Annotated in this window: 23 protein-coding genes and 1 pseudogene; 17 read left to right on the top strand and 7 right to left on the bottom strand. The window is 69.8% G+C overall.

Translation table 11 applies throughout. The annotated features are described in order from the left end of the window. The 4 genes from A5680_RS11235 to A5680_RS11220 form a co-directional block, all read left to right on the top strand. Window positions 1-370: ABC transporter permease subunit (locus A5680_RS11235; protein WP_156675067.1), on the top strand; the 370-nt coding region annotated here is incomplete at its 5' end. Continuing rightward, window positions 367-1185: a sulfate ABC transporter permease subunit CysW gene (gene cysW / locus A5680_RS11230; protein ID WP_067819219.1), complete on the top strand. Its 819-nt coding sequence runs from the start codon at window positions 367-369 to the stop codon at window positions 1183-1185. The genes A5680_RS11235 and cysW, both read left to right, overlap by 4 nt. Before the next feature lie 15 nt (window positions 1186-1200). Then, window positions 1201-2280, top strand: a complete 1080-nt coding sequence (locus A5680_RS11225; RefSeq protein ID WP_067819216.1) for a sulfate/molybdate ABC transporter ATP-binding protein — start codon at window positions 1201-1203, stop codon at window positions 2278-2280. 55 nt (window positions 2281-2335) lie between these two features. Then, the gene (locus tag A5680_RS11220; RefSeq protein WP_067819225.1) at window positions 2336-3013 is read left to right on the top strand and encodes a phosphodiesterase; all 678 of its coding nucleotides are present in this window, start codon (window positions 2336-2338) and stop codon (window positions 3011-3013) included. On the opposite strand, the gene A5680_RS11215 is transcribed toward A5680_RS11220, so the two are convergent. The 5 genes from A5680_RS11215 to A5680_RS11195 all read right to left on the bottom strand — a co-directional run bounded on the left by A5680_RS11215 (window position 3014) and on the right by A5680_RS11195 (window position 9077). Further along, complete coding sequence (locus A5680_RS11215) at window positions 3014-3991, bottom strand: hypothetical protein (protein WP_067819213.1); 978 nt, start codon at window positions 3989-3991, stop codon at window positions 3014-3016. Window positions 3992-4058: 67 nt separating this feature from the next. Then, window positions 4059-5414 (bottom strand): TIGR01777 family oxidoreductase, encoded by a 1356-nt coding sequence (locus A5680_RS11210; RefSeq protein WP_067819210.1) that lies wholly within the window; start codon window positions 5412-5414, stop codon window positions 4059-4061. Between the two features lie 9 nt (window positions 5415-5423). Next, window positions 5424-6668: a glycosyltransferase family 4 protein gene (locus tag A5680_RS11205; protein WP_067819222.1), complete on the bottom strand. Its 1245-nt coding sequence runs from the start codon at window positions 6666-6668 to the stop codon at window positions 5424-5426. Between the two features lie 13 nt (window positions 6669-6681). Continuing rightward, on the bottom strand, window positions 6682-8232 hold the full coding sequence (locus tag A5680_RS11200) for a glycoside hydrolase family 57 protein (RefSeq protein ID WP_156675068.1): 1551 nt from the start codon (window positions 8230-8232) through the stop codon (window positions 6682-6684). A gap of 26 nt (window positions 8233-8258) precedes the next feature. Continuing rightward, a complete protein-coding gene (locus tag A5680_RS11195; RefSeq protein ID WP_055404312.1) occupies window positions 8259-9077 on the bottom strand; it encodes a bifunctional 2-polyprenyl-6-hydroxyphenol methylase/3-demethylubiquinol 3-O-methyltransferase UbiG in 819 nt (272 codons plus the stop codon). A gap of 228 nt (window positions 9078-9305) precedes the next feature. Between A5680_RS11195 and A5680_RS11190 the strand changes: the two genes are divergently transcribed. Together A5680_RS11190 and A5680_RS11185 are read left to right on the top strand one after the other, a co-directional pair. Continuing rightward, window positions 9306-10097 carry an electron transfer flavoprotein subunit beta/FixA family protein gene (locus A5680_RS11190; RefSeq protein ID WP_067819204.1) on the top strand — a complete coding sequence of 264 codons (792 nt, stop codon included), beginning with the start codon at window positions 9306-9308 and terminating at the stop codon, window positions 10095-10097. A gap of 39 nt (window positions 10098-10136) precedes the next feature. Beyond that, on the top strand, window positions 10137-11093 hold the full coding sequence (locus tag A5680_RS11185) for an electron transfer flavoprotein subunit alpha/FixB family protein (protein ID WP_067819201.1): 957 nt from the start codon (window positions 10137-10139) through the stop codon (window positions 11091-11093). Between the two features lie 72 nt (window positions 11094-11165). On the opposite strand, the gene A5680_RS11180 is transcribed toward A5680_RS11185, so the two are convergent. Beyond that, entirely contained in the window at window positions 11166-11561 is a 396-nt protein-coding gene (locus A5680_RS11180) for an SRPBCC family protein (RefSeq protein ID WP_067819198.1), read from the bottom strand. 133 nt (window positions 11562-11694) lie between these two features. Here A5680_RS11180 and A5680_RS11175 point away from each other — a divergent pair, with 133 nt between their 5' ends. Genes A5680_RS11175 through mnmA form a run of 4 tightly spaced genes read left to right on the top strand, consistent with a single transcriptional unit; the run spans window position 11695 to window position 15764 of the window. Continuing rightward, window positions 11695-12555 (top strand): GNAT family N-acetyltransferase, encoded by an 861-nt coding sequence (locus A5680_RS11175; RefSeq protein ID WP_067819193.1) that lies wholly within the window; start codon window positions 11695-11697, stop codon window positions 12553-12555. Next, window positions 12552-13445 (top strand): 1-acyl-sn-glycerol-3-phosphate acyltransferase, encoded by an 894-nt coding sequence (locus tag A5680_RS11170; RefSeq protein WP_067819190.1) that lies wholly within the window; start codon window positions 12552-12554, stop codon window positions 13443-13445. Before A5680_RS11175 ends, A5680_RS11170 begins: the two co-directional genes overlap by 4 nt. Window positions 13446-13484: 39 nt before the next feature. Continuing rightward, on the top strand, window positions 13485-14687 hold the full coding sequence (locus A5680_RS11165) for a cysteine desulfurase family protein (protein ID WP_067819185.1): 1203 nt from the start codon (window positions 13485-13487) through the stop codon (window positions 14685-14687). Then, window positions 14688-15764: a tRNA 2-thiouridine(34) synthase MnmA gene (gene mnmA, locus A5680_RS11160; RefSeq protein WP_067819182.1), complete on the top strand. Its 1077-nt coding sequence runs from the start codon at window positions 14688-14690 to the stop codon at window positions 15762-15764. Here mnmA and A5680_RS11155 read toward each other — a convergent pair. Beyond that, window positions 15761-16396 (bottom strand): sensor domain-containing protein, encoded by a 636-nt coding sequence (locus A5680_RS11155; protein WP_055404833.1) that lies wholly within the window; start codon window positions 16394-16396, stop codon window positions 15761-15763. The genes mnmA and A5680_RS11155 overlap by 4 nt on opposite strands. Window positions 16397-16503: 107 nt before the next feature. Here A5680_RS11155 and A5680_RS11150 point away from each other — a divergent pair, with 107 nt between their 5' ends. The 7 genes and pseudogenes from A5680_RS11150 to A5680_RS11120 form a co-directional block, all read left to right on the top strand. Further along, entirely contained in the window at window positions 16504-17529 is a 1026-nt protein-coding gene (locus A5680_RS11150) for a methionine synthase (RefSeq protein WP_067819179.1), read from the top strand. 59 nt (window positions 17530-17588) lie between these two features. Beyond that, complete coding sequence (locus A5680_RS11145) at window positions 17589-18476, top strand: hypothetical protein (protein ID WP_231633867.1); 888 nt, start codon at window positions 17589-17591, stop codon at window positions 18474-18476. A 53-nt stretch (window positions 18477-18529) separates the two neighbouring features. Then, window positions 18530-20611: an NAD-dependent DNA ligase LigA gene (ligA, locus tag A5680_RS11140; protein ID WP_067819176.1), complete on the top strand. Its 2082-nt coding sequence runs from the start codon at window positions 18530-18532 to the stop codon at window positions 20609-20611. 4 nt (window positions 20612-20615) lie between these two features. Next, window positions 20616-20783, top strand: a pseudogene (locus A5680_RS26550) (cystathionine gamma-lyase); the annotation flags it as partial. Between the two features lie 144 nt (window positions 20784-20927). Beyond that, the gene (locus A5680_RS11130) at window positions 20928-21524 is read left to right on the top strand and encodes a TetR/AcrR family transcriptional regulator (protein WP_055404826.1); all 597 of its coding nucleotides are present in this window, start codon (window positions 20928-20930) and stop codon (window positions 21522-21524) included. 162 nt (window positions 21525-21686) lie between these two features. Continuing rightward, complete coding sequence (locus A5680_RS11125) at window positions 21687-22118, top strand: MmpS family transport accessory protein (protein ID WP_197499775.1); 432 nt, start codon at window positions 21687-21689, stop codon at window positions 22116-22118. After that, window positions 22115-23414: MMPL family transporter (locus A5680_RS11120; protein WP_156675066.1), on the top strand; the 1300-nt coding region annotated here is incomplete at its 3' end. The genes A5680_RS11125 and A5680_RS11120, both read left to right, overlap by 4 nt.

Raw genomic sequence — 23414 nt, 5'->3', positions numbered from 1 at the left:
GCGCGCCATCCAGCCGGTGCTGCTGGAGATCGACCGCGAAGTCGAGGAGGCGGCCGCGTCATTGGGTGCCACCGGCCCGAAGGTGTTCACGTCGATCGTCTTGCCGTCGCTGCTTCCGGCGCTGCTATCCGGTGCGGGCCTGGCGTTTTCGCGCTGCATCGGCGAATTCGGCTCGGTGGTGACGATCGGTGGACAGGTGCCCGGCAAGACGGAGGTGTCCTCGCAATGGATCCGCGCCCTGATCGAGAATGACGACCGGACCGGGGCCGCCGCGATATCGATCGTGTTGCTGTCGATTTCGTTCGCCGTGCTGTTCCTGTTGCGCATCGTCGGTGGCCGCAGGGCCCGCCGTGAGGAGAAAGCCCCGTGACGCCGGTGAGCTGGGGCCGTTACCTGACGCGGTTCGCGGTGCTGATCTATCTCGGCGTGATGCTGATCGCTCCGGTGGCGATCATTCTGTGGCGGACGTTTCGACCCGGCGTCGGCCAGTTCTACGACTGGATAACCACGCCGGCGGCGATCTCGGCGTTGCAGCTGTCGCTGCTCGTGGTGGCCGTCGTCGTTCCGCTGAATGTCATCTTCGGGGTGCTGGTCGCACTCTTGTTGGCCCGCAGCCGATTTCGCGGCCGGGGCGTGTTGCAGACGGTCGTCGATCTCCCGTTCGCGGTCTCGCCGATCATCGTGGGCGTCGCCCTGATCGTGTTGTGGGGTTCGGCCGGGTTGTTGGGCTTCGTCGAAAAGGATCTCGGCATCACGATCATTTTCAGCACCCCCGGCATCGTGCTGGCCAGTATCTTCGTCACGCTTCCGTTCGTGGTGCGCGAGGTTCAGCCGGTACTCCAAGAGGTGGGTATCGAGCAGGAGCAGGCGGCCGCCACCCTCGGTTCCCACTGGAGGCAGACGTTTTGGCGGATCACGTTGCCGTCGATTCGATGGGGGCTGATCTACGGCATCGTGCTCACCACCGCCCGGACCCTCGGGGAATTCGGCGGGGTGATCATGGTGTCGTCCAATCTCCCGGGGGAGTCGCAAACCCTCACGCTGCTGGTCAACGACCGCTACAACCGGGGGGCGGAGTACGGCGCCTACGCCCTGTCGACGTTGATGATGGGCGTGGCGATCACATTCCTGATTGTCAAGGTAGTTCTGCAGATTCGCCGAGCGCGCGCGAAAATCGAGGTTTGACAAGGAGACTCGGACATGACTCAGAGCAGCAATCCCGACTCACATGCGATCACGGTGCGCGATGCCTACAAACGCTATGGCGACTTCGTCGCCCTGGACCACGTGGACTTCGTCGTACCCACCGGCTCGCTGACGGCGTTGCTGGGTCCTAGCGGCTCGGGTAAGTCGACGCTGCTGCGCACGATCGCGGGCCTCGACCAGCCGGACAGCGGGACGATCACGATCGGGGATCGCGACGTGACGAACGTGCCGCCGCAGCGGCGCGGCATCGGCTTCGTATTCCAGCACTACGCCGCGTTCAAGCACATGACCGTCCGCGACAACGTCGCGTACGGTCTGAAGATCCGCAAACGGCCGAAAGCCGACATCAAGGCGAAGGTCGACCACCTGCTGGAGGTGGTGGGGCTCACGGGATTTCAGGGCCGCTACCCGAATCAGCTGTCCGGCGGCCAGCGTCAGCGCATGGCGCTGGCCCGGGCCCTGGCGGTGGACCCGCAGGTGCTGTTGCTCGACGAGCCGTTCGGCGCGCTGGACGCCAAGGTGCGCGAGGATCTTCGCGCCTGGCTGCGGCGCCTGCATGACGAGGTGCACGTCACCACCGTCCTGGTCACCCATGATCAGACGGAGGCGCTGGACGTGGCGGATCGGATCGCCGTGCTCAACAAGGGGCGCATCGAGCAGGTCGGGTCGCCCAGAGACGTTTATGACTCCCCGGCCAACCCATTCGTGATGTCGTTTCTCGGTGCGGTGTCGGAGCTCAACGGCGCCCTCGTCCGCCCGCACGACATCCGGGTGGGTCGCAACCCCCAGATGGCGATCGCCGGCGGTGACGGCAGCGCGGCATCCGTCGGCGTGGTGGCCGCGACCGTCGACCGGGTGGTCACATTGGGTTTCGAGGTGCGGGTCGAGTTGACCAGTTCCGCCAGCGGCGGGCCGTTCACCGCCCAGATCACCCGCGGTGACGCCGAAGCGCTGGCGCTGCGCGAGGGCGACACCGTCTACGTCCGGGCGACCCGCGTCCCACCGATCGGCCGTGCGGTCACCCGGGCGACGGGCGGGGCCGACCACGACGAGACGACGCTGACATCCGCATGAGCGGGTGAGCAACGCCGGCGGGTTTCCGCCGCCCGGAAACGGGAACCCGCCGCCGGTGAGTGTTTCCGATCTGGTCGCGTTGCCCTTCCAATGGGGCTCCGCCCTCCGCGGCAAGCGGCTGTTTCATCCGGTCGGCGTGTTGGCGGACGGCTTCATCGAACGCCTGGCGCCCGCCGGCGAGGGGCTGCCGATCGCCTCGTCGGGAATCGTCGCGCGGTTGTCGAAGGCCAGCGGCACCCCGGGGGCCTTGCCCGACTTCATCGGCCTGGCCTTCCGGGTGGCCCCGCCCCAGGGGGCGGGGCCCTGGGACATCCTGGTCGTCTCCTCGGGCTCCGGGGTGTTGTCCCGGGCGCTGGCGCTGCGGCCGGCCATTTCGTGGAGCGGTCAGACGCTGACCACCCTGATGCCGCTGCACTACCAGGGCGACAACTGGTGGCTGCGGGCCCGGATCGTGAGCCACATCGACGGACTTGGCCTCTCGCTGGAGAGCGTGCGCAAGCGGCTCGAACACGGCGAAATCGAGGTGTCGCTCGACCAGGCTTGCGGCAGTGGCGATTTCGCGCCGCTGGGCCGGCTCACGCTCACCGGTATCGTCGACCCCGAACGATCGCACGACGTGTCGTTCGATCCCGTCGTCAACACCGCGCCGGGCCTGAGCCTGCATCCGCGGTGGCTCGCCGACCTACGCGCCCGGGCCTATCGGCGCAGCCGGCACGGCAGAGCCGCGGACTAGTCACGGCAGCGTGGTGATGGTGCCGGCCGTCTCGAGTTCGGTGTAATAGCCTCCGCCCGGGTAGAAGTCGCGCGTGGTCGTTCCCGCGATCATGTCCGCGATCCAGCCTCGCGTCAGGCCCCAGACCGCCGCGATGTTGTCCGGCTTCGGGCGGCCGCACACGAGGTTTTCGTAGCCCGGCGACGACGGGCCCAGCGCGTCGCCGTGGGCGCCGGTCGTGATCTTGACGCCGTGAAAGGGCCGGTCCGCCAGGTACCGTTCGATGGCCTTGGTGCCGCGCTGAAAGAAGTTGCACAGCAGGTGCGGTGACGCCGTGGCGTATACGGGCAGGGTGGTGCCCGCCAGGCCCCTCAGCGCGTCGTCGGTGTTGGACCCGATGAACGACTTGACGCCGTCTTCGCTGACGATGCCGCGCAATTGGGTGAACGCCCCCGGGTAGGTGGTGTGCAGGCGCTCGGCGACGTATTCGACGGCCTCGGCCCCCGCCGAATGCCCCACGAACACCATTTTCTCGGGCAGCGGTGGCACCGGGCGGCCGGCCGCCGCCGCGGCCGTCGCGAGGGACGTCGCCAACGCCCCGTGCGGATCGTCTTTGTGGGCAAAGACATCGGCGATGTTGCCCAGAAAGGCGGTGTTGTCGATCAGGTGTTCCACCGTGCAGCCGAGGGGATTGACGGTGGACAGTGTGGTGGCCAGCACGAGGTAACCGCTGTCGGCGACCTCGGTGGCGAAGGCCGACCACAGGCTCCTGCCCTCGACGAAGCCGTGCTGCAGCCACACCAGTCCCAGCGGGGGCGTGCTCGGGAAATACCATGTCGTGGGCACCGGTCGGGTCGCGCCGCGGCATTCCACGTCGGTCGTGCTGTCCGCTTCGGTCGATTCGGCCCGGGCCTGACGCGGCGCGAGCACCAGCACGGCCACCGCGATGATGCCTATGATGGCCGCGCCGGTCCGACGGACCAGCGCACCGAAAATCATTAAGAAATTGAACCATCTCCGGCCCGGTATGGGGCCTGATCAGGCAAAAATGGGGAGGGTGTTTTCCTCAGCTCGCCCTGCCGAGCAGGTGCCGCAGCGCCTGATCGAGATCGGGCTGGCGAAATCGGTGGCCGGCCTCGGTGAGCTTCGCGGGCACCACCCGCTGGCTTGCGCACGCCAATTCACGCGCGCCCTGCTCGCCGAGCAGGAGCCGGGGCCCCAGCGATGGGACGGGCAGCACCGCGGGGCGGTGCAGCACACCGGCCAGCGCGCGGGTGTACTCGCTGTTGCGAACCGGTTGCGGCGCAACGGCGTTCACCGGGCCGGACAGTTCACCGTCCCAGAGGGCGCGGTGGTAGATGTCGACCAGGTCGTCGATCCCGATCCAGGACAGCCACTGCCGGCCGTCGCCGAGCCGGCCACCCAGGCCGGCGCCGAACAATGGGCGCATCAGCTTCAAGGTGCCGCCGAGCGGCGACTGCACGATGCCGGTGCGCACCCGCACCACCCGCACCCCGGCCTGCTCGGCGGGTGTCGTTGCCGCCTCCCAGTCGTCGACCACGTCGGCGAGGAAGCCATCGCCGCGGTCGCTGTCCTCGGTGAGGATGTCATCGCCCCGGTCGGATCCGTAGTATCCGATCGCCGACGCCGAGACGAGCACCGCCGGGCGGGCCGGGGCGCGGCCCAGCGCTTCGGCCAGCCGCCGTGTTGGCCCGATCCTGCTGTCGCGGATGGCCTTTCGGTGTTTCTCGGTGAACCGGCCGGCGATCGAGGCGCCCGCCAAATGAATGACCGCGTCCACGCCGGCGAAGGCTCCCGGATCGGGATCCTCGGGGTCCCACTGCCGCTCGTCCTCGCCGCGCGGGGCGCGGCGCACCAACCGGATGACGCGGTGACCGCCGGTGCTCAGAAACGCCGTCAGCGCCGAACCCACCAGTCCCGAAGCCCCGGTGACGGCGACGGTCAGGGGCGCCAGCCCGTTCGCGGCGGCCAGCCGGTGCGCGGCCAGATCATCGGCGAGTTGACGGTGCCGGTAGACGAACATGGGCCGCAGCAGCGACGCCGGCGCGGGGGTGTCGACCCGGTCGATCACCCTGGTGCGGCCATCGCCGAGGTCCTCGAAATCGTGAACATGCCTCCACCGCATCGCGATTCGCGCCGGAAGCGAGGTCAGGCCGCCGCTGCCGATTTCGTCGACGAAGCGCCGCGGTGGGTCGTAGCCGTCGGCCTGGTGGACGGCCACCCAGCGCAGCCCGCCGGGCAGGGCCAGCGTCGCCCGCCCGTCCTTGAGCGAGGCGGCCTCGGTGACCAGCCGCATCGGTTGCCACGGCGGCGAGAGCCGGGAGAACGCGCCGGGCCTGGCGTGCCACGCGAACACGTCGGCGATCGGCGCGTCGACCACGCTCGAAAATTCCAGCCCCATCTATGCAGGCTAGCGGTTGGGCAGGGCGTGCTCGACGATGGGCATGCGCGGCTGGGGCTGGCGCTCGCCGCGCTTGGCCGCCAGGTACACCTGCGCGGTCTCGCCGGCCACGGTCTTCCAGTCGAACGCGGACGTGAGCCGTTCGCGGGCGGCGCGGGCGCGGCGCTGCGCGGCCGCCGGGTCGTCGAGCACGGCGCCCACGGCCGCGGCGAGCCCGGCGATGTCCCGGGGCGCGCAGGACACCCCGGTCTGCCCGTTGATCACCGCCTCGCCCAGGCCGCCGATGTTCGACGTCACCAGCGGTGTGCCGGCCGCGGCGGCCTCCAGCGCGACGATCCCGAACGGCTCGTAGTGGCTGGGCAGCACCGCGGCGTCGGCCCGGTGCAGCACCGCAAGCAGGTCGGCATGGTCGAGGTGTCCGACGAAGCGAGTGGCCTTGAGCACCCGACGTTTTCGGGCCTGCTCGACGAGCCAGTCCTGCTGGGTGCCCTCCCCGGCGATGGTCAGCGTGGTGCCGGGATGGCTGCGTCGGATCCGCGGCAGGGCCGCGATGACGTCGTGCACGCCCTTCTCGTACTCCAGCCGCCCGAGGTAGAGCAGCTCGGCCGGCCCGGTCCGCGGTCGCCGCTCGGCGAACGGCCAGCGCGCCGCGTCGATGCCGTTGCGGATGACCGTGATTCCGGCCAGGCCGGGGCCGAAAAGTTCGGTGATCTCGTCGGCCATCGACGCCGAACACGTGATCAGCGAATCGGATTCGCGCACCAGCCAGGACTCCACCGCATGCACCTGACGGCTGATGGCGCCGGACACCCAGCCGGAATGCCGTCCGGCTTCGGTGGCGTGAATGGTGGAAACCATTGGCACGTCGTAGAACTGGGCGAGCGCGATCGCGGGATGGGCCACCAGCCAGTCGTGGGCGTGCACCACGTCGGGGCGCCAGGGCCGGTTGCTGCCGCGCTTCTTCAGCGACAAGCCATCGCGGATCATCGCGTGGCCCATCGCCAGCGTCCACGCCATCATGTCGGTGGCGAAGGAGAACTCGTGCGGGTCTTGGGCGGCCGCGATCACCCGGACACCGTCGACCACTTCCTCGGACGACGGGTGCGTGCTGGGATCGGTGCCCGAGGGGTGGCGGGACAGCACGACGACCTCGTGACCGGCCGCGGCCAGCGCGGTCGACAGGTGATGCACGTGCCGCCCGAGGCCGCCGATGACCACCGGCGGGTACTCCCACGACACCATCAGGATCTTCACGCGGCCGGGCACCTCATCGGGGCAGCCTGCGCGCGTCGAGCGCGCCGAACAGCCCGTCGGCGCGGTTCCATCCCTCGGCCAGCCGCTGCGCGGCGTCCCGCCGGCCGGACGCCAGGGCCCCGGCGATCTCGCGGGTGGCGTGCGCGTGCAGGTGCGCGCGGTAGCGCGCGTAGTCGGCGGCCGAGTCCTTGCTCACCATGAACGGCCAGTCGCTGGAGACGGTGAGCAGGGTCTCGCGCAGGATCTGGTCGGCGACTTGATCGCGGGGCAGCGGGCCGTCCAGCGACGAGCGCTGGGACAGCGCCTTGTCGACGGTGCTCAGGGCCGTGTCCACCACTTCGTTGTTCAGCTGGACCAGATCGGCCACCTTGTCGCCGGCCCACACCTGCCAGTCCTTGCCCGATCCCCACGAACTGGGCGGCAATGCGACTGCGCGCCCGACGAATCCGTCGGCGATGGCGTCGTTCAACGTTCCGACCCGCACGCCCGCGGCGGGCAGCGCGCGCAGCACCCGCTGCAACCAGGTCGGGCCCTCGTACCACCAGTGCCCGAACAATTCGGTGTCGAAGGCGGCGACGACGTGGGCCGGCCGTCCGATCCGCTCGGATTCGCTCGTCAGCCGGTTGCGGACCACATCGACGAAGTCGGCGACATGGACGTCGACCGCATGGTCGGCCCGCTCGGGGTCGTAGGGCGCCTTGCCCTCCGACGGGACGTTGCGGCCGGTCACCCGCGCCGGCTTCAGGCCGGTGAGGTGGTCGTAGGTGTGGAAGTCGCGGTAGGCGGCGTGCCCGGGGTAGCCGGACTTGGGCGACCACACCCGATAGCTGACCTGCAGGTCGCGCCCGAACGCCACCACGTCGGTGTCGCCGACCGGTCGGCCCAGCGCGGTGTCGCCGTGCAGCGAGGGCCCGTCGACCATGAAGTGGGTGACGCCCGCGGCGGCGTAGTCGTGTTCCATCCCCGGGGCGTAGGCACATTCGGGCGCCCAGATTCCGCTGGGGCGATGGGCCAGCCGCTGCTGCGGGTCGGCGAGGCCCTCCCGCAGGGCGAACTCGCGCAGCCGCGGCGCGAGCAGCGGCTGGAACGGGTGGGCCAGCGGGCCGCCGAGCAACTCGACCGTGCCGGCGTCGATCAGGCCGCGCAGCAGCGGGCTACCGCCGTGCCGCCATCGGGTGGCGAAGTCCTCCAGCGCCGCGTCCGCCTCGGCGCACTCTCGAATCCCCAAGGCGCGCAACGCTTCCGGGGTGCACGACGGGTAGCCGGCCGACTTCGACCGGGGAGCCGACCGCACGCTGGCGGCCTCGGCCGCGCGCAGCCGCCAGTTGGCCAGCCAGTGCTGCATGCCGTCGAGGCAGTACGGGTCATCCAGCTGCGCGTTCACCACCGGGGTGACGCCCAGGGTGATCAGGCCACGGCGGTCCTCGTCGGCCAGCGTGGCCAGCACCCGCATCAGCGGCAGATAGGCCGCGGCCCAGGACTGGTAGAGCCACTCCTCGCCGACCGGCCACCGGCCGTGATGGGCCAGCCATGGCAGGTGGGTGTGCAGCACCAGGGTGAACATGCCGGGCACCCGGTCATGCGGATTGCTCACGGCGCCACCGCAATCGCGATCAGATCCAGGCTGTCGTCGATGTCACGCCGGTCGCTCGCCACGATCTCGAAGTCGTCGCACGTCACCGCGGCGACGTCGGCGGCCAGCTCGGGCGGCCACGGCACCCCCTCGTCGCTGGCCAGCGCCAACGCGATCTGCGCGTCGATGATGGAGCCGCCGTGGCGGGCGTCCATCTCCCGCAGCCGCGGCCCGTGAAACAACCCGCTGACCGACACCTCGCGAAAGCCCCCGTCGACCAGCAGCGCGGTCAGCTCGTCGGCGTTGAGCTCGCGGGTGTGGAACGGGTTGATCGGCGTGTCGCGGCCGGGCGAGAAGGTGATCCGGTTCGGGGTGGACATCATCAACAACCCGCCGCGGCGCAGCACCCGCGCGCACTCGGCGACGAATTGTGCTTGATCCCACAGGTGCTCGATGACTTGGAAGTTGACCACAATATCGACCGACGCGTCGGGCAGCGGCAGCTCGGCCAGGTTCGCCCGCATCACCTCCACGCGCGGGTAACGGGCGCGCACGTGGGCCACCGCGGCCTCGTCGTAATCGACGGCGACCACCCGACGGGCGACACCGGCGATCAGGTCGGCGCCATAGCCCTCGCCGCAGCCGGCCTCGAGCACCTCGCGGCCCGCGCAGCGTCCGGCCAGCCGCTGGTAAACCACCTGGTGGCGGCGGAACCAATAGTTCTCGACGTCGAGATCCGGGATGGTGCGCTCGCCCGTCAGCGTCAGGACGGGGTCAGCCGCCGGCAACGGATCGCCGGGGCCGCGCCGGGGTGCGTCGGGGATGGTTGCGCTCATCGCATAGGCAGGCTAACGCGAAGTGTCGGATTCGCGAACCGGGAACGGGGCGCCCCCGCTCACGCAGGGTAGGCACGCCGCAAGAACCTGCAGTACGACCCGCTATGGTGTGAAGGCAGGCTGCACAAAGTTACCCGGTAGTAACACGACCGTGCGCTGCTAAACGTTACTGAAAGTCTCGTGGTCGACCGCCGCGGGACTCCTTCAATAGGAGGACGAACCACACTCATGACGAACATCGTGGTCCTGATCAAGCAGGTCCCAGACACCTGGTCGGAGCGCAAGCTGAACGACGGCGATTACACGCTGGACCGCGAGGCCGCCGACGCGGTGCTGGACGAGATCAACGAGCGCGCCGTCGAAGAGGCCCTGCAGATCCGCGAGCGGGAGGGCGGCGAGGGTTCGGTGACGGTGCTGACCGCGGGCCCCGAACGCGCCACCGAGGCGATCCGCAAGGCGCTGTCCATGGGGGCCGACAAGGCCGTGCACCTCAAGGACGACGGCATGAAGGGCTCCTGCGTGGTGCAGACCGCGTGGGCGCTGGCGCGCGCGCTGGGCACCATCGAGGGCACCGAGCTCGTCATCGCCGGCAACGAGTCCACCGACGGCTCGGGCGGCGCGGTGCCGGCGATCATCGCCGAGTACCTGGGCCTGCCCCAGCTGACACACCTGCGCAAGCTGTCGATCGAGGGCGGCAAGGTCACCGGCGAGCGCGAGACCGACGAGGGCGTGTTCACGCTCGAGGCGTCGTTGCCCGCGGTGGTCAGTGTGACCGAGAAGATCAACGAGCCGCGCTTCCCGTCCTTCAAGGGCATCATGGCCGCCAAGAAGAAAGAGGTCACGGTGCTGACCCTTTCGGAGATCGGCGTCGAAAGCGACGAGGTCGGGCAGGAGAACGCCGGGTCGACCGTGCTGTCGTCGACGCCGAAGCCGCCGAAGACCGCGGGTGAGAAGGTCACCGACGAGGGCGAGGGCGGCAACCAGATCTCCCAGTACCTGGTCGGCCAGAAGATCATCTAGCCGAGCACAGAATCCACAGACGAGAAGAGCGAAGAAACCATGGCAGAAGTTTTGGTGCTCGTTGAGCACGCCGAAGGCGCACTGAAGAAGGTCACCTCCGAACTGATCACCGCCGCCCGCGCGCTGGGCGAGCCGGCCGCCGTCGTGGTCGGCAAGCCGGGAACGGCCGCGCCGCTGGTCGACGGGCTGAAGGAGGCGGGCGCCGCCAAGATCTACGTCGCCGAGTCCGACGACGCCGAGAACTACCTGATCACCCCGGTGGTCGACGTGCTCGCCTCGCTGGCCGAGTCGAACGCCCCCGCCGCCGTGCTGCTGTCGGCCAACGCCGACGGCAAGGAGATCGCGGGCCGGCTCGCGGCCCGGATCGGGTCCGGCCTGCTGGTCGACGTGGTCGGCGTCCAGGAGGGCAACAAGGCGGTGCACTCCATCTTCGGTGGCGCCTTCACCGTGGAGTCGCAGGCCAACGGCGACACCCCGGTCATCACGGTGCGCGGCGGCGCCATCGACGCCGAGCCGCAGGCCGGCGCGGGCGAACAGGTCACCGTGGAGGTGCCCGCACCCGCCGAGAACGCCACCAAGATCACCGCCCGCGAGCCGGCGGTCGCCGGTGACCGCCCGGAGCTCACCGAGGCCACCATCGTGGTGTCCGGTGGCCGCGGCGTGGGCAGCGCCGACAACTTCCACGTGGTCGAGGAGCTCGCCGACTCGCTGGGCGGCGCCGTCGGCGCGTCGCGCGCCGCGGTCGACTCCGGTTACTACCCGGGCCAGTTCCAGGTCGGCCAGACCGGCAAGACGGTGTCGCCGCAGCTCTACATCGCGCTGGGCATCTCCGGGGCGATCCAGCACCGCGCCGGCATGCAGACCTCGAAGACCATCGTCGCGGTCAACAAGGACGAAGAGGCGCCGATCTTCGAGATCGCCGACTACGGCGTGGTGGGGGACCTGTTCAAGGTCGCCCCGCAGCTGACCGACGCCATCAAGCAGCGCAAGGGCTGAGCCTCTCGGCCCAGGAGCCCCCGACACCGTGTCGGGGGCTCTTGCGTATGCGTGGGCCGCGTCAAGGCCGCGTCAACGCGCCCCGGTCAGCATTGCGTCGATGCGCCGCAACGCAATTGAGCACACCGTGACGTAGGGCGCCGACCACCACGGAACGGCCATCCCCACGCGTGACCCGTCGCCCATCGGCTCGACCCAGTGCCGCGTCGCCGGGACGCCCGCCACCTTCCACGCCCAGCTTCGCCCCGGCTCGAATTCGGTGATGACGAACGGGACCTCGAGCAACAGCGGCGTGCGCACGGTGCCCGTTGCGTGCAGACCCAACTGGGTGTGCGGTTCGTCGAGCCTGGCGCCGCGAATCGACGGACCCCATTTGGGCCACGCGTCCAGATCGACCAGCAACTCCCACACCGCCGACGGCGGCGCCGCGATCGCGCGGTCGGCGGTGAACATCATGGGAGACGGCATACCCGCAATGACCCGCCGTGACCCGAAGACGGCCGCGGGGGCGTCTCGGCAACCACATTTCGTCATCTGACGTGCACGGACACGTCACAGCGACGATGCCGACTCGCTCATCGATTGCGCAACGTTGGTTTACATGAGCATTGCTTCTGTCCTGATTCCGAGCGACAAGCCCGACGGCGCGACGACGGCGTCGCCCGGTGGGCCGCGTTATTCGCTGTTGCTGTCCACCGACGCCGCCATGATCGAGGCGGCGCAGCGGCTCCGGTACGACGTCTTCAGCAGCACGCCGGGCTTCGCACTGCCCACCAACGACGACCAACAACGGGACGTGGACCGGTTCGACGAGCACTGCGACCACCTGCTGGTGCGCGACGACGCGACGGGCGAACTGGTGGGTTGCTACCGCATGCTGGCCCCGGCGGGCGCCATCGCGGCCGGGGGGCTCTACACCGCGACGGAATTCGACATCCGCGCGCTCGACCCGCTGCGGCCCTCGCTGGTCGAGATGGGCCGCGCCGTGGTGCGCGATGGCCACCGCAACGGCGGCGTCGTGCTGCTGATGTGGGCCGGGATCCTGGCCTACCTGGACCGATACGGCTACGACTACGTGACCGGCTGCGTGTCGGTGCCCATCGGCGGGGATTCCGACGACCCCGAAAACCGGGTGCCGGGCCGCCAGCTGCGCGGGGTGCGCGATTTCATCCTGAGCCGTCACGCCGCACCCCCGCAGTACCGGGTGCGCCCCCACCGGCCGGTGGTCGTCGACGGCACGGCGCTCGACGACATTCCGGCGCCGGCGCGGCCGTCGGTTCCGGCGCTGATGCGCGGTTACCTGCGGCTGGGAGCCCAGGTGTGCGGTGAGCCGGCGCACGACCCCGATTTCGGCGTCGGCGATTTCTGCGTCCTGCTGGATAAGCGGCGCGCCGATACCCGATATCTGAAGCGGTTGCGGTCGGTGTCGGCCGCCTCGGAGATGGCCGGCGGCGACCGATGAACGCCACCGCGGGCACCGCGCACTCCTGGTTACCGCGCGCATCGTGCGACGCCGGTTGCGTGGGCCTCGGCGACGTGGCCCCGTCGCCGCCGTTGTTGGTGGCGCTGCGGGTCACGCTTCGGGTCCTGCTGGCGCTGCTGCTGGCGCCCGGAGTGGTGCTGCTGGCGGCGCCGCTGCCGGGCCGCACGCGCGTGCAGCGCATCTATTGCCGGATGGTGTTGCGCTGCCTGGGGGTCCGAATCACGGTGTCCGGCAGCCCGATTCGCAACCTGAGCGGGGTCCTGGTCGTCAGCCCGCACATGTCCTGGCTCGACGTCTTCGCCATCGGGTCGGTGCTGCCGGGGTCGTTCGTCGCCCGCGCCGACATGTTCACCGGGCCCGCCACCGGAATCGTGGCGCGCATCCTCAAGATCATCCCGATCGAGCGGTCCAGTTTGCGCCGGCTGCCGGCGGTGGTCGACGCCGTCGCCCGCCGGCTGCGCGGCGGTCAGACGGTGGTGTGCTTCCCCGAGGGCACCACGTGGTGTGGCCGGCGCGGCGACGATGCCGCGGCGGGCGTGGCCGGACAGCCTCACCGGGGCGGTGGCGCGTTCTATCCGGCCATGTTCCAGGCCGCGATCGACGCCGGCCGACCGGTGCAGCCGCTTCGGCTGACCTACCACCACGTCGACGGGAGCGTCTCGACCGTGCCCGCGTTCGTCGGCGACGAGACGCTTGTGCGGTCCATCCGGCGGCTGCTCACCGTGCGCCGCACGGTGGCGCGCGTGCACGTCGAATCTCTGCAGCTGCCGGGGACCGACCGGCGGGCCCTGGCGACCCGCTGCCAGTCGGTGGCGTGCGTCGGGCCGGCCCGCGGCGCCGATCACCGGCCCGTGCTGGTGGCCTCGTAGCCGGAGGCCTCGCGACCAGCCGGTATCGTGGGTCGGGTCATGGTCTACCTGGATCACGCCGCTACCACGCCGATGCACCCCGCCGCCGTCGAGGCGATGACGGCGGTGCTCGGCACCGTCGGCAACGCCTCCTCGCTGCACACCAGCGGCCGGACGGCGCGGCGGCGCATCGAGGAGTCCCGCGAGCTGATCGCCGACCGGCTGGGCGCACGGCCGTCCGAGGTCATCTTCACCGCCGGTGGCACCGAGAGCGACAACCTGGCCGTCAAGGGCATCTATTGGGCCCGCCGCGACGCCGAACCGCGGCACCGGCGCATCATCACCAGCGAGGTGGAACACCACGCCGTTTTGGACTCGGTGAACTGGCTGGCCGAACACGAGGGCGCCGAGGTGACCTGGCTGCCGACCGCCGCCGACGGCTCGGTGTCGGCGGCCGCGCTGCGCGAGGCGCTGCATCACCACGACGATGTCGCGTTGGTGTCGGTGATGTGGGCCAACAACGAGGTGGGCACCATCATGCCCGCCGCCGAGCTCGCCGGCCTCGCCGCCGAATTCGGGGTTCCGATGCACAGCGACGCCGTGCAGGCGGTGGGGCAGTTGCCGGTGGACTTCGCCGCCAGCGGGCTCTCGGCGATGAGCGTGGCCGCGCACAAGTTCGGCGGCCCGCCCGGCGTGGGCGCCCTGCTGCTGCGCCGCGACGTGACGTGCGTCCCGCTGGCGCACGGCGGCGGCCAGGAGCGTGACATCCGCTCCGGCACCGCCGACGTCGCCGGTGCCGTCGGCATGGCGGCCGCCGCCCAAATCGCGGTGGACGGGATCGAGGCGAACAGCGCGCGGCTGCGGTCGCTGCGCGACCGGCTGATCGACGGCGTGCTGGCCGGCATCGAGGACGTCAGCCTCAACGGTGCGCGCGACCCGTCCCCCGCAAGCGGGAGGTACCCCCAGCGGCTTCCCGGCAACGCGCACTTCACGTTCCGCGGCTGCGAGGGCGACGCGCTGTTGATGCTGTTGGACGCCAACGGAATCGAGTGTTCGACCGGATCGGCGTGCACCGCCGGCGTCGCGCAGCCGTCGCACGTGTTGGTCGCCATGGGCGCCGACCCCGCCAGCGCCCGCGGGTCGCTGCGACTGTCATTGGGGCACACCAGTGTTGACGCCGACGTCGATGCGGTGTTGCAGGTGTTGCCGGCGGCGGTCGACCGCGCCCGTCGGGCCGCACTCGCCGCGGCGGGGGCGTCCTAGGTGAAGGTTCTCGCCGCGATGAGCGGCGGCGTCGACTCCTCGGTCGCCGCCGCACGCATGGTCGACGCCGGGCACGACGTGGTCGGCGTGCACCTGGCGTTGTCAACCGCCCCGGGAACTTTGCGTACCGGTTCGCGCGGGTGCTGCTCGAAAGAAGACGCGTCTGACGCCAGTCGCGTCGCCGACGTGCTCGGAATCCCCTTCTACGTCTGGGATTTCGCGGAAAAGTTTCAGGCCGACGTGATCGACGACTTCGTGTCGTCCTACGCGCGCGGCGAAACGCCCAACCCCTGCATCCGATGCAATCAGCGGATCAAATTCTCGGCGTTGTCGGCGAAAGCCCTTGCGCTGGGCTTTGACACGGTGGCCACCGGCCACTACGCCAGGCTGTCGGGTGGGCGGCTGCGCCGCGCGGTCGATCCGGGCAAGGACCAGTCGTACGTGCTGGCCGTGCTGACCGCAGGGCAGCTGGCGCGCGCCACGTTTCCGATCGGCGACACCCCCAAGTCGCAGATCCGCGCCGAAGCCGCCCGCCGCGGCCTGGCGGTCGCCGAGAAGCCGGACAGTCACGACATCTGCTTCATCCCGTCCGGCAATACCCGCGCCTTCCTGGGCGAGCGCATCGCCGTCCGCCGCGGCGCCGTGGTCGGCGCCGACGGTGCGGTGCTCGCGGAGCACGACGGGGTGCACGGTTTCACCATCGGCCAGCGCAAGGGCCTCGGCATCGCCGGGCCGGGTCCCGATGGTCGTCCGCGCTATGTGACGGCCATCGACGCCGATACCGGGACCGTGCGGGTGGGGGAGGCCGCCGACCTCGACGTGCGCGAGTTGCGGGGACGCGAGCCGGTCTTCACTTCGGGACGGCCGCCCTCGGGCCCCGTCGAATGTGAGGTGCAGGTGCGGGCGCACGGCGAAACCACCGGGGCGGTAGCCGAATTGGTGGGCGACGAGCTGGTGGTGCGGTTGCGTGTCCCGCTGCGCGGCGTCGCCTGCGGCCAGACGCTCGTGCTGTATCGCCCCGACCCGGACGGCGACGAGGTGCTGGGCAGCGCCACCATCACCCGCACGGCGCGTTAGGACGGCATGTTCGCCACGATGTTCGTCATCACGATGTCGGACACCGATTGCGCGAACCCGCAGAAGGTGACCTCCAGGATGGCCACCGACCGCAGCCGGTAGTCGCGGCCGCATCCGCCCGGCCGCAGGTGCAGCGAACCGCCGTCGGCCTTCCAGTCGCCGACGTATTGCTGTCCGTCCGAGCCGTTCGCGCAATCCCCGACCGTGGTCACCAGCGCGCCGAACGCGCGCTGTGCGGTGTCGACGTCCCGGTAGGCGGCGGCACCCTCCGAGATCAGCGCCCCGTCGGGCGGATCCTGGAACGTCGTCTTGTGGAACTCCTCGACGTCGGGCCCGAACGTCGCCGTCTCGGCATAGATGAACCGGCATTCGCGCGGCGTGGTGCCGGCGAGCGCCTCGATGTCCACCGGGCGGGTGCCGTCCATCGAGGGGATGATCGTCAGGTGCTCGCCCGCGCCGGTGATCGCGCGCATCCGCGACTGGTCCAACAGGATGGTGTCGACGTTGATGCCCTGCACGTCCCGCCGCGGGGAACCGAATCCGGCCACCGCCGCGCCGTCCACCACCCGGGTGCATCCCGCAGCCAGCACCACGGCCCCGCATATCAGCAGCGGCCGTGCCGATCTCGCCATCCGCGACATGTTCCGCACCCTTCTTGCGTCGAACCTACCCGTGCCGTCCCACGGCACGCACCCCCTGGCGGACCCCGACCGGGGTGGTGTCGAATACGGTTGGGCCGGTGAGTGTTTTCGCGCATCCCTTCGCCAGGGCCAGTGGAGTCGGATCCTGGCCCGGCAGCGCGCCACGGGAGGCCGCCGAAGTCGTCGTCGGCGAGTTGGCCGGCGGGCTGGCTCACATCGTCGAGCTGCCCGCCCGAGGCGTCGGCGCGGACACGCTCGGCCGGGCCGGTGCGCTGCTCGTCGACGTGGCGATCGATACCGTGCCGCGCGGCTACCGCGTCGCCGCTCGGCCCGGCGCGGTCACCCGCCGCGCCGTCAGCCTCCTCGACGAGGACATGGACGCGCTGGAAGAGGCCTGGGAGGTGGCCGGCCTGCGCGGCGGCGACCGCGTGGTCAAGGTGCAGGCTCCGGGGCCGATCACGCTGGCGGCCGAACTCGAGCTGGCCAACGGCCATCGGGCGATCACCGACCCCGGCGCCGTGCGCGATCTGGCGGCGTCGCTGGCCGAGGGCGTCGCCGCCCACCGCGCGGCGCTGGCCCGCCGGCTCGAGACGCCGGTGGTGGTGCAGTTCGACGAGCCCTCGCTGCCGATCGCACTGGGCGGACGGCTGGCCGGTGTGACGGCGCTGAGCCCGGTGGCGCCGCTGGACGAGGCGGTGGCCCTCGCCCTGCTCGACGGCTGCGTCGGCACGGTGGGAGGCGAGGTGCTGTTACATTGCTGCGCGCCGGAGTTGCCGTGGAACATGTTGCTGGACAGCAGCTTCGGTGCGATTTCGGTGGCCGCGGCCACCCTGGCCGCGGCGGATCTCGACGGCATCGCCGCCTTCGTCGAATCGGGTCGCGCGGTCATGCTGGGCGTGGTCGCCGCCAGCGCCCCGCCGCGGCGGCCGTCGGCCGAAGAGGTGGCCGCCGCGCTGGTGGCGGTGACGGATCGCCTTGGCTTTGCGCGCTCGGCGCTGCGCGACCGCATCGGCGTCACCCCGGCGTGTGGTCTGGCCGGCGCGACGCCCGAGTGGGCCCGCCTGGCGATCGGGCTGGCCCGCCGGGCGGCCGAGGCGTTCGTGCAGGACCCCGACGCCATTTAGCCATCGCTTGAAAACCGATCGCCAGCAAACACGCGGCGACTACCATCTCGACAATGGTCATGAGCGAACTTGCGGACTCCTGCACCCTTTGGACGGGTTTTGACATATCGATCGTCGCCCGCAGTTACGCGCAATTCACCGGCATCCTCGCCGGGTTTGCCTTCGTCGTCATAAATCTCGTGATCGATCGCGCCTACCGGCGCCGCGGCGAGGGTCGTCCGCTGGAGCCGCGAGAGGTCGAACACGAGACGCAAGTCGGAATCGCATTGGTGTGTGCGTTTCTGGGCCTGTTTCTGACCACCCTGCGATACGCCTTGCTGGCCGGCGAAAGCGGATGCTCGCTGACCGAGGGACGGGCCGCGTCGGCGGAGGTGCTCACCGCCGTCTCGTTCGCCGCCTCCATCTACATGCTGCTCAACGCGATCGTGCAATTCTTCTCGGGCTCGGCCGGGGTGCTCGCCAAGCACTGCGTGTTCGTTCTGGTGGTGCTCGTTCCGCCGATTTCGGTGTTCCTCGTCGAAGACACGCTCACGCACCTGGCGCTGGCGCTGGGTGATCCGGACAAACACCAGCCGCTGCAGCCGCTGTGGGATTGGGCCGTGCGGCTCGCGATTCCGATCCCGCTGGCGGTCGGATTCGTCGGCGCCGTCGCGTGGTTCCTCGGGATCAACAGGCGGCGTTCGGAAGAACCCGTCGGCCGCTTCGCGCGACAATTCCGAACGACCGTCCCGTACATCACGGTGGTCGTGGTCGCCGCGGTGATGGTGCGGTCGGTCGTGAAATTGCGCTACGCGAACACCGCCACGCACATCAGTCCGGCCGAGGCCTGGGTATGGGTCGGCGTGCTCAGTGTTGCTTTGCTCATCCAGGCTGCGGCTTTGTCAATTCAAAAAGGCGTGGAAGTTCCATTCGGCGGTTTCCCGGACAAGGCCGAACCGTCGACCTGAGTTTCGGGCCGCCTTGCGGGCGTGGTGTCGGCGGCCTCGGATAGCCTGCGAGGGTGAGCTCGCCACAAGCTGATCCGGTGTCACCCGAGGTTCGGCGCCAGTGGCAGGAACTGGCCGGTGCGGTCCGCGAACACCAGTTCCGCTACTACGTCAAGGACGCTCCAATCGTCTCCGACGCCGAATTCGACAAGATGTTCAACGACCTTGTCGCGCTTGAGGATCGTCATCCCGAGCTGCGCGTCCCGGATTCCCCGACGCAACTGGTCGGTGGGGCCGGCTTCGCCACCGACTTCACCGAGGCCGAGCACCTCGAGCGGATGCTGAGCCTGGATGACGTCTTCGACCGCGACGAGCTGGTCGCCTGGAGCAACCGCGTCGAGAACGAGATCGGCCGCGACCCGCACTACCTGTGCGAACTCAAGATCGACGGCGTCGCGTTGTCGCTGGTGTATCGCGACGGCCGCCTGGAACGCGCCGCCACGCGCGGCGACGGACGGGTGGGCGAGGACGTGACCCTCAACGCGCGCACCATCGAGGACGTGCCCGAACGGCTCAGCGCCAGTGACGACTTCCCGATTCCCGCGGTGCTCGAGGTGCGTGGCGAGGTGTTCTTCCTGCTCGCCGATTTCGAGGCGCTCAACGCCAGCCTGGTCGAGGACGGCAAGGCGCCCTTCGCCAATCCGCGCAACAGCGCGGCCGGGTCGCTGCGCCAGAAGAACCCGGCGGTCACCGCCCGGCGCCGGCTGCGGATGATCTGTCACGGCGTCGGCCGCACCGACGGGTTCTCGCCCAAAACCCTGCACGAGGCGTACACGGCGCTGAAGGCCTGGGGACTGCCGGTGGCCGAGCAGACGACGCGGGTGCACGGGCTGGCCGCGGTCGAAGAGCGGATCGCGTACTGGGGCGAGCAGCGCTATGACCTGGCGCACGAAATCGACGGCGTGGTGATCAAAGTCGACGACTTCACGCTGCAGCGCCGGCTGGGGACGACATCCCGGGCGCCGCGGTGGGCGGTCGCGTACAAGTACCCGCCGCAGGAAGCCCAGACCAAGCTGCTCGACATCCGCGTGAACGTCGGGCGCACCGGCCGCGTCACGCCGTTCGCGTTCATGACGCCCGTCAAGGTCGCGGGGTCGACGGTGGGCCTGGCCACCCTGCACAACGCCGCCGAGGTCAAGCGCAAGGGGGTGCTGATCGGCGACACCGTGATGATCCGCAAGGCCGGCGACGTGATCCCGGAGGTGCTCGGCCCCGTCGTCGACCTGAGGGACGGGTCCGAACGCGAATTCGTCATGCCCACAACGTGTCCCGAATGCGGCACGACGCTGGCCCCCGCCAAGGAGGGCGACGCCGACATCCGGTGTCCCAACGCCCGGTCCTGCCCGGCGCAGCTGCGGGAGCGCGTCTTCCACGTCGCCGGTCGGGGTGCGTTCGACATCGAGGGGCTCGGCTACGAGGCGGCCATCGCGCTGCTCAAGGCCGGGGTGATCGCCGACGAGGGGGACCTGTTCACCCTCACCGAGGACGACCTGTTGCGCACCGAGCTGTTCCGCACCAAGGCCGGCGCCCTGTCCGCCAACGGCAGGCGGCTGCTCGACAACCTGGACAAGGCCAAGGCGGTGGCGTTGTGGCGCGTGCTGGTGGCGCTGTCCATCCGCCACGTCGGGCCGACGGCCGCGCGCGCCCTGGCCACCGAGTTCGGCAGCCTGGACGCGATCATGTCGGCGTCCACCGAGCAGCTGGCCGCGGTCGAGGGTGTCGGGCCGACCATTGCCGCCGCGCTCACCGAGTGGTTCACCGTCGACTGGCATCGCGCGATCGTCGACAAGTGGCGGGATGCGGGCGTGCGGATGGCCGACGAGCGCGACGCCAGCGTGGCCCGCACCCTGGAAGGGCTGACCGTCGTCGTCACCGGCTCATTGACCGGTTTTTCGCGTGACGACGCCAAGGAGGCGATCATCGCGCGCGGCGGGAAGGCCGCCGGTTCGGTGTCGAAGAAGACCGACTACGTCGTCGCCGGCGACTCGCCGGGCTCCAAGTACGACAAGGCGGTCGAGCTCGGCGTGCCGGTCCTCGACGAGGACGGTTTCCGCAAGCTGCTGGCCGAAGGGCCGCCGAAAAGCCCGGCGGACTAGGCCCATGTCCGGTCGCCACGGCGAGTCCACCCGCAGCCTCAAAGCCGTTAGCCCACAGGCGATTCCGGGTCAACCGGTCGTACCGCAGGCGGTGCTCGCCGCGACCTATCACCTGGCCGTTGACGAGGCGGAGGCGCCGGACAGCTACGGTCGCGGCTCCAATCCGACGTGGGGCGGTCCCGTCGCCGCCGGGTTCGCGCGCATCTCGCTGGGCATCGAAGACACCGAGGATCTCGTCGCCGACGTCGAGCAGGCGCTCGCGGCCATCCGGCGATAAATTAGCCCGCATCGCCCCGGCGGTCCTATCGTGGGCGCTATGACCCAGACGGCCGAGGCGTACGCGCAGACGTCACCGTGGTCGCCCCGTGAGGGCGAGATTCTGGCGGTGACGCTGCGCCTGCTGCAGGAACACGGCTATGACCAGCTGACGATCGACGCCGTCGCCGCGGCCGCCCACGCGAGCAAGGCCACCGTGTATCGGCGCTGGGCCTCGAAGGCCGAATTGGTGTTGGCCGCCTTCATCGAAGGCGTGCGCCTGGTGGCCGTCGCACCCAACACCGGCACGCTGCGCGGCGACCTGCTGAGCCTGGGGGAGACGTGTGGTCAGCATGGCCGCGAGCACGCCAGCACCATTCGCGCGGTGATGGTCGAGGTGTCGCGGCACCCGGCGCTCAACGACGCTATGCAGGAGCAATTCCTCAAGCAACGCAAGGCGTTGCTTCAACATGTCCTGCGCCAAGCCGTCGACCGCGGTGAGATCACCGAGGACGTGATCAGCGACGAGCTCTGGGATCTGTTGCCCGGCTATCTCATCTTCCGGTCCATCATTCCCGGCCGGCCGCCGACCCGTCGCACCGTCCAAGCGCTCGTGGACGGGTTTCTCATCCCGGGCTTGACCAGAACCAAGGGGTAACGCAGCGTTAACCGCCGAAGCGGAATGTGTACGCTCGCGTCTCTTGTGCAGTACGGTCCCGTACCGTACTGTCATAGCTGTCGATCACGCCCGGCCCGCCCTGGGGTCGGGGGTGATCTGGTCGCCCGATGATCGAAAGGTGAACGGGTGAAGGGGATTTCGATGACCTCACTGGTCAGGCGATGGTGGATGGTGCTGGTCGCGGTGTTGGTCGTCGCGCTCGCCGGCTTCGCCATCTATCGCCTGCACGGAATCTTCGGCTCGCACGACACCACGTCGGCCAACAGCGGCCTCTCGAACGAGATCGTCCCGTTCAATCCCAAACGGGTGGTGCTCGAGGTCTTCGGCGCGCCCGGCGCGACCGCGACCATCAATTACCTTGATGTCAACGCCCAGCCCCAGCAAGTCAAGGACGCGACGCTGCCCTGGTCGTTCACCATCACCACGACGGAGCCGGCCGTCCTCGGCAACGTCGTCGCGCAGGGCAACGGCGACACCCTCGGCTGCCGCATCACGGTCAACGGCGAGGTGAAAGACCAACGCACCGTTGACAAAGTCGACGCCTACACCTACTGCCTGGACAAGTCCGGATGAGCGACCAGCACGAGTCGCGGGGCTTCGTCCCGCGCACCATCCGCCGGCTGGCATTGCCGATCCTGCTCTTCTGGGTGGCGCTGGCCGCGATCACGAACATCGCGGTGCCGCAGCTGGAAGAGGTTGGCAAGACCCACAACGTCGCGCTGAACTCACCCGACGCACCGTCGCTCAAGGCGATCAAGCGTATCGGCGAAAAGTTCCACGAATTCGACACCGACAGTTCGGCGATGATCGTGCTGGAAGGTGACCAGCCGCTCGGCGCGGACGCGCACCGCTTCTACGACGAGCTGGTCCGCAGGCTCGAGCAGGACCGCAAGCACGTCGAACACGTGCAGGACTTCTGGGGTGACACCCTGACCGCGGCCGGGTCGCAGAGCGGCGACGGCAAGGCCGCCTACGTCCAGCTGTTCCTCGCGGGCAACCAGGGCTCGGCATTGGCCAACGAGGGCGTCGGCGCGGTGCGCGACATCGTCGAGCACCTGAAGCCGCCGCCGGGGGTGCGGGCGTATGTGACCGGCGCGGCGCCGCTGATTTCCGATCAGTTCGACGTCGGCAGCAAGGGAACCGCGAAGGTCACCGCGATCACCGTCGGCGTGATCGCCGTAATGCTGTTCTTCGTCTATCGGTCCGTCCTCACCACGCTGCTGGTGCTCGCCACGGTCTTGATCGAGATGTCCGCGGCCCGAGGCCTTGTCGCGTTTCTCGGAAACGCCGGCGTCATCGGGTTGTCGACCTACGCGACGAACCTGTTGACGCTCTTGGTGATCGCTGCGGGAACCGACTACGCGATCTTCTTCGTGGGCCGTTACCAGGAGGCGCGCGGCACCGGCGAGGATCGCGAAAAGGCCTTCTACACCATGTATCACGGCACGACGCACATCGTGCTGGGTTCCGGGCTCACCGTCGCCGGCGCGGTCGCCTGTCTGAGCTTCACCCGGCTGCCCTACTTCCAAAGCCTGGGCATCCCCGCCGCGCTGGGCATCGTCGTCGCGCTTTGCGCCGCGCTCACCCTGGGGCCGGCCATCCTCACCCTGGGCGCCAAGGTCGGCATCTTCGACCCCAAGCGGGCGATCAGAACCCGCGGCTGGCGGCGGATCGGCACCGCCATCGTCCGCTGGCCGGGGGCCGTGCTCGCCGCGGCCTGCGCGCTGGCGCTGGTGGGGCTGATCGCCTTGCCCGGGTACAAGACCAGTTACGACACCCGCCCCTACATGCCCGCCAGCGCGCCGGCCAACATCGGGTACACCGCGGCCGAGAAGCATTTCTCGCGGGCCCGGCTCGAGCCCGAATTGC

It is taken from the genome of Mycobacterium sp. E2989 (assembly GCF_001667595.1).
Taxonomy (GTDB): domain Bacteria; phylum Actinomycetota; class Actinomycetes; order Mycobacteriales; family Mycobacteriaceae; genus Mycobacterium.
Note: the sequence above shows the minus strand (reverse complement) of the source record. Positions and strands in the feature narration are given on the sequence as shown.

What these genes read in the sequence shown, in the direction of transcription:
- A5680_RS11180 (WP_067819198.1), bottom strand. Translation starts at nt 11,561, where the DNA reads ATGCCGTCTCCCATGATGTTCACCGCCGACCGCGCGATCGCGGCGCCG.
- A5680_RS11170 (WP_067819190.1), top strand. Translation starts at nt 12,552, where the DNA reads ATGAACGCCACCGCGGGCACCGCGCACTCCTGGTTACCGCGCGCATCG.
- A5680_RS11175 (WP_067819193.1), top strand. Translation starts at nt 11,695, where the DNA reads ATGAGCATTGCTTCTGTCCTGATTCCGAGCGACAAGCCCGACGGCGCG.
- A5680_RS11215 (WP_067819213.1), bottom strand. Translation starts at nt 3,991, where the DNA reads ATGATTTTCGGTGCGCTGGTCCGTCGGACCGGCGCGGCCATCATAGGC.
- A5680_RS11145 (WP_231633867.1), top strand. Translation starts at nt 17,589, where the DNA reads ATGAGCGAACTTGCGGACTCCTGCACCCTTTGGACGGGTTTTGACATA.
- A5680_RS11210 (WP_067819210.1), bottom strand. Translation starts at nt 5,414, where the DNA reads ATGGGGCTGGAATTTTCGAGCGTGGTCGACGCGCCGATCGCCGACGTG.
- A5680_RS11125 (WP_197499775.1), top strand. Translation starts at nt 21,687, where the DNA reads ATGACCTCACTGGTCAGGCGATGGTGGATGGTGCTGGTCGCGGTGTTG.
- A5680_RS11200 (WP_156675068.1), bottom strand. Translation starts at nt 8,232, where the DNA reads ATGTTCACCCTGGTGCTGCACACCCACCTGCCATGGCTGGCCCATCAC.
- A5680_RS11165 (WP_067819185.1), top strand. Translation starts at nt 13,485, where the DNA reads ATGGTCTACCTGGATCACGCCGCTACCACGCCGATGCACCCCGCCGCC.
- A5680_RS11190 (WP_067819204.1), top strand. Translation starts at nt 9,306, where the DNA reads ATGACGAACATCGTGGTCCTGATCAAGCAGGTCCCAGACACCTGGTCG.
- A5680_RS11185 (WP_067819201.1), top strand. Translation starts at nt 10,137, where the DNA reads ATGGCAGAAGTTTTGGTGCTCGTTGAGCACGCCGAAGGCGCACTGAAG.
- A5680_RS11130 (WP_055404826.1), top strand. Translation starts at nt 20,928, where the DNA reads ATGACCCAGACGGCCGAGGCGTACGCGCAGACGTCACCGTGGTCGCCC.
- A5680_RS11155 (WP_055404833.1), bottom strand. Translation starts at nt 16,396, where the DNA reads ATGGCGAGATCGGCACGGCCGCTGCTGATATGCGGGGCCGTGGTGCTG.
- A5680_RS11225 (WP_067819216.1), top strand. Translation starts at nt 1,201, where the DNA reads ATGACTCAGAGCAGCAATCCCGACTCACATGCGATCACGGTGCGCGAT.
- A5680_RS11195 (WP_055404312.1), bottom strand. Translation starts at nt 9,077, where the DNA reads ATGAGCGCAACCATCCCCGACGCACCCCGGCGCGGCCCCGGCGATCCG.